This is a genomic window from Stenotrophomonas sp. YJH_SMC_6, from assembly GCF_059371335.1.
This window is the reverse complement of record NZ_JCAFUM010000011.1, coordinates 149,150-161,816: the sequence shown is the minus strand read 5'-3', so window position 1 is coordinate 161,816 and position 12,667 is coordinate 149,150. Positions and strand designations below refer to the sequence as shown.

Sequence of the window (12,667 nt, the reverse complement as noted above, 5' to 3'; positions counted from 1 at the left end):
GAGCCCTTTGCTGAGGCAAAGGGATCCGACCCCTGGCAGATTCCGGGAACCAGGGTCAGAGCCCTTTGCCAGAGGCAAAGGGATCTGACCCCATGTCGTTCACGCCTGCCAGCGTGTCTTCGCCAGCAGCTCGTCTTCCCAGTCGAAACCAAGCTGCCCTTCGCGCACGAACAGCGCGACGAAGTTGAGCAGGTTGCGCGCATACATCTCGCTGGCCTGGGTGGCGCCGCGGCTGGCAAGGCCCAGCGGGCCATCGATGGTCACGCCCTGATGCTCGATGCACTGCCCCGGTTGGGTCAGTGCGCAGTTGCCGCCGCTCTCGGCAGCCAGGTCCACGATCACGCTGCCGGTGGCCATGCCCTCCACCATCGCGGCAGTCACGATCGTCGGCGCCGGTCGCCCCGGTACCGCTGCGGTGCAGATCACCACATCCACGCTGCGCAGGTGGTCGGCCAGGCGGCGCTGCTGCTCGGCACGCTCTTCATCGGTCAACGCGCGCGCGTACCCGCCTTCGCCCGCCGCGCTCACCCCCAGGTCGAGGAAGCGCGCGCCCAGCGACTGGATCTGCTCGCGGGTTTCCGGACGCACGTCGAAACCTTCCACCTGTGCACCGAGACGCCGGGCAGTGGCAATGGCCTGCAGCCCCGCCACGCCGGCACCGATCACCAGCACCTTGGCCGGACGCACGGTGCCGGCAGCGGTGGTCAACATCGGGAAGAAACGTGGTGCGCGTTCGGCGGCGATCAGCGCGGCCTTGTAACCGGCCATGCCGGCCTGCGAACTGAGCACGTCCATCGCCTGCGCACGGGTGGTGCGCGGCAGCTGCTGCAGCGGGAACAGGTGCAGGCGGTCATCGGCAGCCAGTGCCGCCAGGCCCGGATCACTGGCCGGGGTCAACAGGCCAACCACGGTGGCACCCGGCTTGAGCTGTTCAAGCACCGCCGCCGGCGGCGCCTGCACGCACAACAGGATGTCGATTTCGGCCCAGCGGCCGGCGTCGAATGCGCGGGCACCGGCGTCGTCATAGGCTGCATCGGTGAAACCTGCGGCCAGACCGGCACCGGCCTCGTACCAGACGGTAATGCCGAGGGCGCCGAGCTTGCGCGCGGTTTCCGGCGTCAGCGCCACGCGCCGTTCGCCCGGCGCGGTCTCCTTGATCCCCAGCAACGCCACGGCCATGCAGGTCCCCGCTGATCGGTGAGTTTTCCCGATCCTAGCAGGCGGCTCCACTCAGTGCAGCGTGGCGCTGCCCGGGTCCAGCCGATCGATCACACCCTGCATCGCGCTGTCGAACGCACCATCATCCACATGGGCGCGCAGACGTCCCAGCCGCACCATCACCGCCAGTTCCTCCGGCGAGGCCACGCAGAAGCGCACGCCGCGACGGTTGACGAACAGCAGGCGCGAGGAAATCGGGCTGACCCAGGACAGCTTGCCGGCCTGCACCTTGCCGTCCTTGTCGACGAAGTCCAGCCAGTTGCCGATCTCCATCCGGCGGAAGCGGTCGGCGTCGGCGTTGTCGAAGTCATCGGCGTCGATCTGCCCGCCCAGCTCGACCGCCGGCGATTCGGCCACCGGCGGGGTCGGTAGTGCCACCTGCGGCAGTTCCGGCAGCGCGCGTTGCAGTTCCGGCCGCGATTCGGCAATGCCCTGCAGGGTGTCATGCAGGGCATCGATGGCGCCGGTGGCGGCGTCGCCATGCACGCCCACGCTGGCGAACACCTTGGCCAGCGCCGGCTGCCAGGCCTGCAGCCACGGCTTGCCGACGATCTGGCGGCGGGCCTCGGCCACTTCCTCCAGCAGCCCGTCGCCCAGGCTCAGCGCTTCGGCCACCGATGCGCCCTCCTCGCCCTCGCGCAGCAGCGCCAGGGTCAGGTGGTGCTGCCATGGCTGGCGCAGGAATTCAGCGATGGCCGGCGGCAAGGTGGCATCACCAATGCGGCGGTCCAGCTCGGCACCGGCACGGGTACGGGCCATTTCCAGCTTTTCCTGGCCACGCTGCGTTTCGGCGGCGCGACGCTCGGCGATTTCCACGCGGCGACGATGCTGCACGAGGAACTCGCGGAATTCTTCTTCCAGGGTCAGGAAGATCGCCAGGTTCTCGTTGAACTCGGCGACCAGGCGCTCGATGATCTCCTCGACCTTGGCCATCAGCATGCGCTCGGCCTGGCTTTCGCCGGTGTTGCCTTCGCAGGCCTCGGCCAGCGAGTTGAGCAGCTTGCGCGCCGGATGGGTCTTCTGCACGAACATGCGACGGTCGAGCATGGCGACCTTGACGAACGGCACCACCAGGCGGCCGATCAACTCGCGCGAGCGGCCTTCCAGTTCGCGCTCGTCCAGCATCACGTCGAACAGCATGCCCACCAGGTCGATTGCATCCTCGTCCTGCGGGTCCAGCCGGGTCTGGCCCGGGTCGACACCGAGACGGGTGGCGCTGGACAGCACTTCGCTCTTCAACCGCTGCGCCAACGATTCGCCGTCCTCGCCGATCGCTGCGCGCAGGGTCGCGCTGGGCGTGGCCTGCAGCAGCGACAGCACCGACATCATCTCGCGCTGGCTGAGCGGACGCTGCTGGCCGATCGCCACCTGTGCGGCCGACGTCGCGTCCTCGCGCACGTGGCGGGTCTGCTGCAGCAGTTCGTGCAGCGCCTCCAGCAGCATGCCCTGCTGGCCCGCATGGGCCTCGCCGGTGCCGCTGCCTTCGGCGCCCAGGTGCTGCTGCATGTGGCCACGCCGCTCGGACCAGCGTGCGGCAAAGCGCTGCGCCCAGGCCGGCGCGGCCTGCTCGTCATCACCGAATTCGCCGTCCAGGCCCGAGCCCGGGCGCTGCTCCACCAGGTCATCCAGGCCCGAGGCCATGCGCGGGTCGGGCGCGGCCGACGGCGGACGCCGCGGCGCCCCCATCTGCGACATCACCCCGGCCGCGGCCAGTTGCTCGTCCAGCTTCTCGTAGATGCGACCCACCGGCGCGCGCAGGTCGCGCTCGCACAGCTTGATCAGCACCAGGTGTACTTCCGGGGCCAGTTCACAGCCGGCAAAGGCTTCGTGGATGGCCACGCCCAGGTGTTCGGGGCTGATGGGATTATGGTCGGCATCCAGTTCGGCGCCGCCGACCAGACGGCCCAGGCGACGGTCGAGCCGCGCCAGCACCGGCTTGAAGTCACGCAGCAGCACCGTGGCGAAATTGCGCACCGCCAGCCGCGACTCCAGCACGTGCTCGGCCAGCAGGCTCAGGCCATCCTCGGCTGGGCCGGACAGCGTCGATTCGGCCGACATGGGCTCACCACTGGCCAGCGCATCCCAGGCCCGCTGCAGGTGGCCAGAGAAGGCACCGGCAATGTCCTCGCGGCGGCGGCGCAGTTCGCGCATCGCATCCAGGAACAGCAGCTGCGACGAACCGGCATTGCCGGCCCGGTCGAACAGGGCATCGTCGAAGCGCGCCAGTGCCGCGCCAAAGGCCTGGCACAGCGCGGGCAGGACCATGTCCCGGGCACGCTGGAGCTGGGCCGGGTCACGACCCGGCGATCCCATCGGTGTGGGCGCGCTCATCATTCGGGAAGGCTCCCCACCTTCTCTGGTACGACAGACAACGTGGACATCGCGACGACCGGCACACCCCATGTACCGGTACGTCGATGGTAGGCCGGCCAGCCCGTCACGGACAGTGAAACAGTCCTCACTTCAAACCTCATGACCGGCGGCCCGGCAAGGTAGATATCGTAAGCCGTGCAAGGCCTGCGAGGCGAGGGGAAGCGGCCGCCCGTTTCCCGCCAGTGGCATGACGTTCATCACAGTTTGGTATTCAAAGGCCAGACGCGACACAGACGGTGTCTTTGACCACCCCGACTATAATCAAACCTTCGTGATGACCGGTTCAGACTCCATGCCCGACCCCGCCGCCCTGCTCGCCCTGGATGCCCGCCGCTCTGTGCCTTCGCGGCAACTGGCCGAGCCCGGCCCGGACCCGGCCACCCTGCAGCGGATGCTGGCTTCGGCAGTGCGCGTGCCCGATCACGGCAAGCGCGTACCGTTCCGCTTCCTGAAGATCGCCGGCGATGCACGTCACACTCTGGGCGACTTCCTGGCCGAGCGCAGCCGCCAACGCGACCCGCATGCGGGCGAGGCCGTGTTCGAGAAGGATCGCCAGCGTTTCAGCCATGCGCCGCTGGTGATCGTGGTGGTGGCCAGCCCGCGCCCGGACCCGAAGGTCCCCGAGCAGGAGCAGCTGATGACCGCCGGCTGCGTCTGCTTCGCCCTGCTGCAGGCCGCACAGGCGCTGGGCTTCGGCGCGCAGTGGCTGACCGCCTGGATGGCCTTCGACCCCGCCGTGCACGCCTACCTGGGCCTGGCCGAGGGCGAAGGCATCGCCGGTTTCATCCATATCGGCACGCCGAAGGCCGCCGTGCCCGAGCGCGAGCGTCCGGACCCTGCCATCCTGCTGCGCGACTGGACGCCTCCGGCATGACCCTGCCGGTACCACCGCCGTCGCTGTACCTGGTCGACGCCAGCATCTATGTGTTCCGCGCGTGGCACTCCCTGCCCGACCAGTTCCAGGACGCGCAGGGCTGGCCGACCAATGCCGTGCACGGCTTCGCCCGCTTCCTGCTGGACCTGCTCGAGCGCGAACGCCCGCGTCACATCGCCATCGCCTTCGACGAAGCGCTGGACAGTGGCTTCCGCCACCGCCTGTACCCCGCCTACAAGGCCAACCGCGACCCGGCGCCGGAGGCGCTCAAGCGCCAGTTCGTGCACTGCAAGGCGCTGTGCGCAGCGTTGGGCCTCGCCGTTCTGGCCCACCATGAATACGAGGCTGACGACCTGATCGGAAGCGCCCTGCATGTGCATCGTGGCAGCCACCGCGGCGTGATCATCTCCGCCGACAAGGACCTGTCGCAGCTGCTGCTGGATCACGACGAGCAGTGGGACTACGCACGCAACCAGCGCTGGAACGTGGCCGGAGTGAAGGCGCGGCACGGCGTGCACGCGCACCAGATCGCCGACTACCTGGCGCTGTGCGGCGATGCGGTGGACAACATTCCCGGCATCAGTGGCGTCGGCAGCAAGTCCGCCGCCGTGCTGCTGGCCCATTTCGGCAGCATGGATGCACTGTACGAACGCCTCGACGAAGTGCCGTTCCTGCGCCTGCGCGGCGCCGCCCAGATGGCGGTGCGCCTGCGCGAGCAGCGCGAGCACGCCCAGCTCTGGCGCCAGCTGACCACCATCGCGCTGGACGCGCCGCTGGAAGGCAGCCAGCCCGGCCTGTTGCGCCAGGCGGCCGATCCCGAGCTGCTCGGCGGCCTGTGCCAGACCCTGCGCTTCGGCCCGATGACCCGCCGCCGGCTGTTCGATGCCGCCGGCGTGCCCGATATTCTTCCCACCCACAGCGAGCCCGCATGAGCCAGCGCAACACCGAAGCCCCGCGTGTCGTCTATGAAGGCAAGTACCAGCGCATGCTGGTGCGCGGCACCTGGGAATACAGCGAACGTACCCATGCCGGTGGCCTGGCCGCGATCATCATCGCCGTCACCCCGGAGGACAAGGTGCTGTTCGTGGAACAGTTCCGCGTGCCGCTGCAGGCACCCACCATCGAGATGCCGGCCGGCCTGGTCGGCGACATCCACGCCGGCGAATCGATCGAAGTTTCGGCCGTGCGCGAACTGGAAGAAGAAACCGGCTGGACCGCCGATCACGCCGAAGTGCTGCTGATCGGCCCGACCTCTTCCGGCGCCAGCAGCGAGAAGATCGCCTTCGTGCGCGCGACCGGCCTGCGCCGCGTTGGCGAGGGCGGTGGTGACGACAGCGAAGACATCATCGTGCACGAGATTCCGCGCAGTGAGGCAGCGGCCTGGCTGGTGCAGAAGATGGGCGAAGGCTACGAGCTGGACGCCAAGCTCTGGGCCGGGCTGTGGATGATCGAGCACCATCTGGACGGACGCCCGCGTGGCTGACGCCGACCTGCACGCGCTGCCGGCGCTGCTCGGCGCAGACGACCCGGCGATCCATACGATCCACCGGCCTCAGGGTGCCTCGCCGTACCTGCTGCTGGCCGATCATGCCGGCCAGCAGGTGCCGCGTGTCCTCGCAGGCCTGGGCTTGCCGCAGGCCGAACTGGACCGCCATATCGGCTGGGACATCGGCATTGCCGGCACCACCCGCGCACTGTCCGAACGGCTGGATGCCTGGGCCATCGAACAGACCTATTCGCGGCTGCTGATCGACTGCAACCGCCCGCTGGCCTCGCCGACGCTGATTCCGGAAGTAAGCGACCACACCGTCGTGCCGGGCAATGCCGGGCTGTCGGCGGCACAGCGGCAGCAGCGTATCGATGCGATCCACGCGCCCTACCACGCGCGCATCGACGCGGAACTGGACGCACGCCGCGATGCCGGCCGCCCCACCCTGCTGGTGATGATGCACAGCTTCACTCCGGCGATGAACGGCGCGCAGCGACCGTGGCATGTCGGCGTGCTGTACCACCAGGACACGCGCTTCGCCCATGCTTTGCTGCAGGCACTGCGCGAGGAAGGCGACCTGGTGGTGGGTGACAACGAACCATATTCGGTCAGCAGTACCAGCGACTACGCGGTACCGGTGCATGGCGAAGGCCGTGGCCTGGTGCACGTGGAACTGGAGATCCGCCAGGACCTGATCGCCGATGTGGCTGGGCAGCAGGCGTGGGCGGAGCGGCTGGCGCGGATCTTCAGCGCATTGCAGCCGCAGTTGCTGGCGTTCGGTTGAACGCACGTGGATCCATCCCGGATCGGTAGCGCCGGCCGCTGGCCGGCAACCTCAATGATCCAACCACCCCGAGGTTGCCGGCCAGCGCCCGGCACCACCGCAGGCATGGCACACCCCCCCACGGGAGCGCCTTCAATCATGCCTCGCTGACCGGGCAGACGGCGGCGGCCGACTCGACCGGCGCCGGGCGCAGGCCCAGCGCGATCACCACGCCGAGCGCGGCGAACAACGCGGCGCCGTACTGTGCATTGACCATGCCCTGCAGGGCGTCGGCACTGGTTGCTGCCTGCGTGCCGCGCGCGGCGTTGGCCACCATCACCAGCGCCGCCAGTCCCAACGCCCCGCCGATCTGCTGGGCGGTGGCTGCCATGCCGGACGCGACGCCCTGCTGTGCGGCCGGCACTCCCTGCCCGGCCACGATCCACATCGCCGTCCAGCTCATGCCCTGGCCGATGCTGAGCACCACGATGCCCGGCAGCAGCGGCCAGTAGCTGGCACCGTGCGGCATCGCCAGCGCCACCGCGGCAATGCCGATGGCACCGGCGGCGAAGCCCCAGGCCAGTACCTGCCTTGGCGAACGGCGCCGCAGCATGCGTTCGGCAATACGGATGCCGAAGGTGCACACCAACGTCGGCAGCAGGAAGGCCATGCCGGCCTGCAGCGGGCTCCAGCCATAGCCATCCTGGAAGTAGAGCGCCAGGAAGTAGTACTGCACGCCATAGCTGCTCATGAAGGCGAAGGTCAGGCCGAGTGCCGCGCGCAGGCCCGACAGGCGCAACAGCGAAAACTGCATCAGCGGGTCACGGCTGCGTTTTTCGATCTGTACGAACACCGTCAACAACACGGCTGAAAGCAGCAGGCAGATCAGCGTGGCCGGTGCCGTCCAGCCCCACTCCGGCCCTTGCACCAGGGTAGTGACCAGCAGGCTGCCGCCGGCGGTGACGGTCAGACAACCGGCCAGATCGAAGGAGCGGCCGCGCACCCTTGGACCATCGGACGGCAACCACGCACCGGCTGCGACCGCGCACGCCGTGGCCAGCGGCACGATCACCGCCAGCACCGCCGGCCAGCCGAACGCCTGGGTCAGCACTCCACCGAGCAGCGTGCCCAGCGCCAGGCCGACCGCACTGGCCATGCTCCAGATCGCCAGCGCGCGGTTGCGCACCGGGCCTTCGGCGTACAGCGTGTTGATCAGTGCCAGCGTGGCGGGGAACAGCAGGGCCGCACCGACGCCCTGCGCGGCGCGCGCGATGATCAACAAGGTGGCATTCGGCGCCAACGCACCGAGCAGCGACGCCAGTGCGAACAGCAGCATGCCCAGCCGGTAGAAACGGCGACGGCCAATCAGGTCGGCGGCGCGGCCACCCAGCAGCAGGCTGCCACCGAACGCCACGGTGTAGGCACTGACCACCCACTGCAGCTGCTGCGCGTTGATCTGCAGCGCGCGGCCCATGTCATGGAGGGCGACGAAGATGATGGTGGCGTCCAGGGCGATGATCAGCTGCGCGGTGGCCAGCAGGGTCAACGCCCAGCGCGGGTATTTGAGGGGAGGCATCGGCGGTCTGGATCGATGGGGGAGCGCAGTCTCATTGATGCGGGCCAATCAATAAACCCCTGCCCGACCATATCTGTCATGATTTTCGGCATGAATGGATCCTCGTTGGACCTCAATGCCGTGCGCATGCTGGTGCAGGTGGCCGAGGCACGCAGCTTCACCGTCGCTGCCGGGCAGCTGGGCCTGAGCCAGTCCGGCCTGTCGCGCGCGATCGGGCGGCTGGAAGCCACGCTGGGGGTAAAGCTGCTGCAGCGGAACACCCGCAACGTGGCGTTGACCCCGGATGGCCGCCAGTTCGTGGAACAGGTGGCACCGCTGCTGGCCGGCCTGGACGATGCCGAGCGGCAACTGGCCGACCGCCCGTGCACGCCCTCGGGTACGTTGAAGATCAGTGCGCCGTCGATGTTCGGGCGCAAGGTGCTGGTGCCGATGCTGGCGCCATTACTGGAACAGCATCCGCAACTGCAGGTGGAAGCCGTGCTCAGCGACCGCCTGGTCGATCTGGTCGAGGAAGGCTTCGATGCCGCGCTGCGCACCGGCGTCATCGCCGACCAGCGCATCGTCGCGCGGCCATTGCGGCCGCTGCGCTGGGTGACGGTGGCCAGCCCCGCGTATCTGGCCCGCTGTGGCGCACCGGATGATGTGGCCGCGCTGCAGGATCATGCCTGCCTGGCGGTGCGCAACCTGCGCAGTGGCCGGCTGGTGGACTGGCAGTTCCTGCAGGACGGGCAACTGCGCGAGTTCACGCCGCCGACGCGGATGGTGTTCGACAGCGGCGATCCGCTGGTGGAAGCGGCCATCGCCGGCATCGGCATCGTGCAGGTAATGGATTTCGCGGTGGCCGATGCCTTGGCCGACGGCCGCCTGCAGCGCGTGCTGCAGCCGTTCGAGGGACGCAGCCGCGCGCTGTCACTGATCTACCCGCCGTCGCGCCAGCATTCGCCGAAGCTGCAGGTGCTGGCCGACGCATTGCTGGCCGGGGATTGGTAGCGCCGGCCGCTGGCCGGCGCCTGCAGGAATCCACCCGTTTCAGGTTTGCCGGCCAGCGGCCGGCACTACCAGGCTGTGGTAGATCCACGCCACGCGTGGACGAGGGTTGGTAGCGCCGCGCATGGCCCGGCGCAACCGGTGCGGCGTTGCCGGCCAGCGGCCGGCACTACCAGGCTGTGGTCGATCCACGCCATGCGTGGACGAGGGTTGATAGCGCCGCGCATGGCCCGGCGCTACCGGTGCGGCGTTGCCGGCCAGCGGCCGGCACTACCAGGCTGTGGTAGATCCACGCCATGCGTGGACGAGGGTTGATAGCGCCGCGCATGGCCCGGCGCTACCGGTGCGGCGTTGCCGGCCAGCGGCCGGCACTACCAGGCTGTGGTCGATCCACGCCATGCGTGGATGAGGGTTGATAGCGCCGCGCATGGCCCGGCGCTACCGGTGCGGCGTTGCCGGCCAGCGGCCGGCACTACCGATCAGGCGAAGCTGTCGGTGGCGCGCACCAGCGCGTCCACGTTCTCGGCCTCGAACGCCGAATGGCCCGAGGCCGGCGTGATTTCCAGCTTCGCCTTCGGCCAGACCTTGGTCAGGTCCCAGGCATTGGCCAGCGGGCAGACCACGTCGTAGCGGCCGTGCACGATCACGCCGGGAATATCGGCGATGCGGTGCGCGTCGCGCAGCAGTTGGTCTTCCACCTCGAAGAAGCCGCCGTTGACGAAGTAGTGGTTCTCGATGCGGGCAAACGCCAGCGCGAAGTGCGGGTCTTCGTGGCTGTTGATGAAGTCATCATCGACATGCAGGAAGCTGGTCGCGCCTTCCCACACCGCCCACGCCTTGGCCGCTTCCAGGCGGGTGGCTTCGTCGTCGCTGGTCAGGCGGCGGTGGAAGGCCGAGATCAGGTCATGGCGCTCCACCGACGGGATCGGCTTGAGGTAGTGCTCCCACGCATCCGGGAACAGGCGGTTGGCGCCTTCCTGGTAGAACCACTCCAGTTCCCAGCGGCGCAGCATGAAGATGCCGCGCAGGACCAGTTCGGTCACGCGCTGCGGATGGGTTTCGGCATAGGCCAGCGCCAGGGTCGAACCCCAGCTGCCACCGAACACCTGCCAGCGATCGACCTTGAGGTGTTCGCGCAGCTTCTCGATATCGGCAACAAGGTCCCAGGTGGTGTTGTCCACCAGGTCGGCGTGCGGGGTGGAACGGCCGGCACCGCGCTGGTCGAACAGGATGATGCGGTACTTGGACGGGTCGTGGAACTGGCGCATCTTGTCGCTGCAGCCACCGCCCGGGCCACCGTGCAGCATCACCACCGGCTTGCCGTCCGGGTTGCCGCACTGTTCGAAGTACAGCGTGTGGCGGTCGTCGACCTTCAGGGTGCCGACGTCGTAGGGTGTGATGGCGGGGTACAGCGTTCGCATGCTTGCAGCTCCAGGGTGATGCCCTGCCGGGGCAGGAGAACCTCCATTCTAGGCCGGACGTCGGCCCAGGGTGATGCGGTCGCGCTGCTCCAGATCCTGCACGGTCTGCACCTCGGCAAACCCCGCCGCGTCGAACAGCGCGCGGATCGCCTCGCCCTGGTCCCAACCGTGCTCGATCAGCAGCCAGCCGCCGGGCAGCAGGTGGGCCTGGCCACCGTCGACGATGCGGCGGATGTCGTCCAGGCCATCCGGACCCGAGGCCAGTGCGGTGGCCGGCTCGAAGCGCAGGTCACCCCGCTCCAGATGCGGATCGTCGCTGGCGATGTACGGCGGGTTGCTGGCAATCAGATCAAAACGCGCGCCCTGCAGCGGTGCATACCAGTCGTGCCCGCCTTCAGCGAAGCGGACGTTGCGCAGATCATGGCGGGCGGCATTGCGCGCGGCCACGGCCAGCGCGCCCGGGCTGGCGTCGGTGGCCAGCACCTGCGCCTGCGGCCGTTCGCTGGCCAGTGCCAGTGCAATCGCACCACTGCCGGTGCCCAGGTCGGCCAGCTGCAGCGACTGGTCTGGCGGCAGGCGCTCCAGTGCCAGCTCGACCAGCAGCTCGGTTTCCGGACGCGGGATCAGCGTGGCCGGGTCGACCTCCAGGTCCAGCGTCCAGAATCCGCGACGGCCGGTCAGGTAGGCCACCGGCTCACCGGCCACGCGGCGGGCCAGCAACGCCTCGAAGGCGGCCTGGTCATTGGCGGCCAACGGATCGGTGGCGTGCGCGAACAACCAACTGCGCGGGCGGTCCAGTACATGCAGCAGCAGCAGTTCAGCCTCGTGGCGGGCTTCGATGCCGCCGAGACGGGCACTGGCCTCGGCCACGATCTGGCGCAGGGAGGGTTCGGTTTGGAAAGACATTCCGCAATTGTAGAGCCGTGCCCATGCTCGGCTGCTTCTGGAACAGCGGAACATGGGCTCGGTTCCAGAGATCCGCAGTCGAGCGTGGCTCGACACTACAAAAAGCTGCAATCCGTTCAGGTTCTGCCGGAGGGAATAAGGAGGGGCTATCGGCCCCTTTCCGCGCCTCCGGGAGATTTCCCTTGTCACACAGCCAGTTGCAGGATGGGAGCGGAAAGGTTCAGTGCCTGCTCATGACCGAATGATAGACTCCATCTATCAAATAGATGCAATCAATGGATTGTTCTTATCGCCAGCGAGTCGGTAACCTAGCTCCTGTCGATTCACCCACTCCCCTTCACCAGAGGAAAAACGATGTCCCTGATCAACACCCAGATCCAGCCGTTCGAAGCCAACGCTTACCACAATGGCGAGTTCATCAAGGTTTCCGACGCCAGCCTGAAGGGCCAGTGGTCCGTCCTGATCTTCATGCCGGCCGCCTTCACCTTCAACTGCCCGACCGAGATCGAAGACGCGGCTGACCATTACGCCGAGTTCAAGAAGGCTGGCGCCGAGGTCTACATCGTCACCACCGATACCCACTTCTCGCACAAGGTGTGGCACGAAACCTCGCCGGCCGTCGGCAAGGCCCAGTTCCCGCTGGTCGGCGACCCGACCCACCAGCTGACCAACGCCTTCGGCGTGCACATTCCGGAAGAAGGCCTGGCGCTGCGCGGCACCTTCATCATCAACCCGGAAGGCGTGATCAAGACCCTGGAGATCCACTCCAACGAGATCGCCCGTGACGTTTCCGAGACCCTGCGCAAGCTGAAGGCTGCCCAGTTCACCGCCGCCAACCCGAACCAGGTCTGCCCGGCCAAGTGGAAGGAAGGCGAGAAGACCCTGACCCCGTCGCTGGACCTGGTCGGCAAGATCTAACGCAGTACCGGCCTTCCGTGGCCCCACGCCACGGCGCGCCCTTCGTCCCCATGCCGGTGCCCTACCGGCGTGGGGGTGAACCCAAGACAGCCAACGCTCGCCCGCCTTGGCCAGCCAGCCCCTTCCACGGTCGCTGTCTTGG

Annotated in this window: 11 protein-coding genes; 6 read left to right on the top strand and 5 right to left on the bottom strand. The window is 68.2% G+C overall.

Annotated features, from left to right (window positions below; translation table 11 throughout):
• Positions 1-99: 99 nt before the first annotated feature.
• Both AC5P9N_RS14090 and pacR read right to left on the bottom strand, forming a co-directional pair.
• Positions 100-1,179 carry an NAD(P) transhydrogenase subunit alpha gene (locus AC5P9N_RS14090; RefSeq protein ID WP_012479216.1) on the bottom strand — a complete coding sequence of 360 codons (1,080 nt, stop codon included), beginning with the start codon at positions 1,177-1,179 and terminating at the stop codon, positions 100-102.
• A gap of 51 nt (positions 1,180-1,230) precedes the next feature.
• Positions 1,231-3,552: a PacR family protein gene (pacR, locus tag AC5P9N_RS14085; protein WP_005408168.1), complete on the bottom strand. Its 2,322-nt coding sequence runs from the start codon at positions 3,550-3,552 to the stop codon at positions 1,231-1,233.
• 331 nt (positions 3,553-3,883) lie between these two features.
• On the opposite strand from pacR, the gene AC5P9N_RS14080 reads away from it, so the two are divergent.
• Genes AC5P9N_RS14080 through AC5P9N_RS14065 form a run of 4 tightly spaced genes read left to right on the top strand, consistent with a single transcriptional unit; the run spans position 3,884 to position 6,738 of the window.
• Positions 3,884-4,465 carry a nitroreductase family protein gene (locus AC5P9N_RS14080; protein WP_043033804.1) on the top strand — a complete coding sequence of 194 codons (582 nt, stop codon included), beginning with the start codon at positions 3,884-3,886 and terminating at the stop codon, positions 4,463-4,465.
• Positions 4,462-5,397, top strand: a complete 936-nt coding sequence (locus AC5P9N_RS14075) for a 5'-3' exonuclease (protein ID WP_005408166.1) — start codon at positions 4,462-4,464, stop codon at positions 5,395-5,397. Before AC5P9N_RS14080 ends, AC5P9N_RS14075 begins: the two co-directional genes overlap by 4 nt.
• Entirely contained in the window at positions 5,394-5,948 is a 555-nt protein-coding gene (locus AC5P9N_RS14070) for an NUDIX hydrolase (protein ID WP_005408165.1), read from the top strand. The genes AC5P9N_RS14075 and AC5P9N_RS14070 overlap by 4 nt, the downstream gene beginning before the upstream one ends.
• A complete protein-coding gene (locus tag AC5P9N_RS14065; RefSeq protein ID WP_060380826.1) occupies positions 5,941-6,738 on the top strand; it encodes an N-formylglutamate amidohydrolase in 798 nt (265 codons plus the stop codon). The genes AC5P9N_RS14070 and AC5P9N_RS14065 overlap by 8 nt, the downstream gene beginning before the upstream one ends.
• Positions 6,739-6,874: 136 nt before the next feature.
• Here AC5P9N_RS14065 and AC5P9N_RS14060 read toward each other — a convergent pair whose 3' ends face one another.
• Positions 6,875-8,293, bottom strand: a complete 1,419-nt coding sequence (locus tag AC5P9N_RS14060; protein ID WP_099485037.1) for an MFS transporter — start codon at positions 8,291-8,293, stop codon at positions 6,875-6,877.
• 90 nt (positions 8,294-8,383) lie between these two features.
• Here AC5P9N_RS14060 and AC5P9N_RS14055 point away from each other — a divergent pair, with 90 nt between their 5' ends.
• The gene (locus AC5P9N_RS14055) at positions 8,384-9,283 is read left to right on the top strand and encodes a LysR family transcriptional regulator (RefSeq protein ID WP_012479212.1); all 900 of its coding nucleotides are present in this window, start codon (positions 8,384-8,386) and stop codon (positions 9,281-9,283) included.
• A gap of 476 nt (positions 9,284-9,759) precedes the next feature.
• On the opposite strand, the gene pip is transcribed toward AC5P9N_RS14055, so the two are convergent.
• Both pip and prmC read right to left on the bottom strand, forming a co-directional pair.
• Positions 9,760-10,701, bottom strand: coding sequence for a prolyl aminopeptidase (pip, locus tag AC5P9N_RS14050; protein ID WP_005408161.1), 942 nt, complete (start codon positions 10,699-10,701; stop codon positions 9,760-9,762).
• Positions 10,702-10,749: 48 nt separating this feature from the next.
• Positions 10,750-11,607, bottom strand: a complete 858-nt coding sequence (gene prmC / locus AC5P9N_RS14045; protein ID WP_012479211.1) for a peptide chain release factor N(5)-glutamine methyltransferase — start codon at positions 11,605-11,607, stop codon at positions 10,750-10,752.
• 354 nt (positions 11,608-11,961) lie between these two features.
• Here prmC and ahpC point away from each other — a divergent pair, with 354 nt between their 5' ends.
• The gene (gene ahpC / locus AC5P9N_RS14040) at positions 11,962-12,525 is read left to right on the top strand and encodes an alkyl hydroperoxide reductase subunit C (RefSeq protein ID WP_005408159.1); all 564 of its coding nucleotides are present in this window, start codon (positions 11,962-11,964) and stop codon (positions 12,523-12,525) included.
• Positions 12,526-12,667: the final 142 nt, after the last annotated feature.

What these genes read in the sequence shown, in the direction of transcription:
- AC5P9N_RS14090 (WP_012479216.1), bottom strand. Translation starts at nt 1,179, where the DNA reads ATGGCCGTGGCGTTGCTGGGGATCAAGGAGACCGCGCCGGGCGAACGG.
- pacR (WP_005408168.1), bottom strand. Translation starts at nt 3,552, where the DNA reads ATGATGAGCGCGCCCACACCGATGGGATCGCCGGGTCGTGACCCGGCC.
- AC5P9N_RS14080 (WP_043033804.1), top strand. Translation starts at nt 3,884, where the DNA reads ATGCCCGACCCCGCCGCCCTGCTCGCCCTGGATGCCCGCCGCTCTGTG.
- AC5P9N_RS14075 (WP_005408166.1), top strand. Translation starts at nt 4,462, where the DNA reads ATGACCCTGCCGGTACCACCGCCGTCGCTGTACCTGGTCGACGCCAGC.
- AC5P9N_RS14070 (WP_005408165.1), top strand. Translation starts at nt 5,394, where the DNA reads ATGAGCCAGCGCAACACCGAAGCCCCGCGTGTCGTCTATGAAGGCAAG.
- AC5P9N_RS14060 (WP_099485037.1), bottom strand. Translation starts at nt 8,293, where the DNA reads ATGCCTCCCCTCAAATACCCGCGCTGGGCGTTGACCCTGCTGGCCACC.
- AC5P9N_RS14055 (WP_012479212.1), top strand. Translation starts at nt 8,384, where the DNA reads ATGAATGGATCCTCGTTGGACCTCAATGCCGTGCGCATGCTGGTGCAG.
- pip (WP_005408161.1), bottom strand. Translation starts at nt 10,701, where the DNA reads ATGCGAACGCTGTACCCCGCCATCACACCCTACGACGTCGGCACCCTG.
- prmC (WP_012479211.1), bottom strand. Translation starts at nt 11,607, where the DNA reads ATGTCTTTCCAAACCGAACCCTCCCTGCGCCAGATCGTGGCCGAGGCC.
- ahpC (WP_005408159.1), top strand. Translation starts at nt 11,962, where the DNA reads ATGTCCCTGATCAACACCCAGATCCAGCCGTTCGAAGCCAACGCTTAC.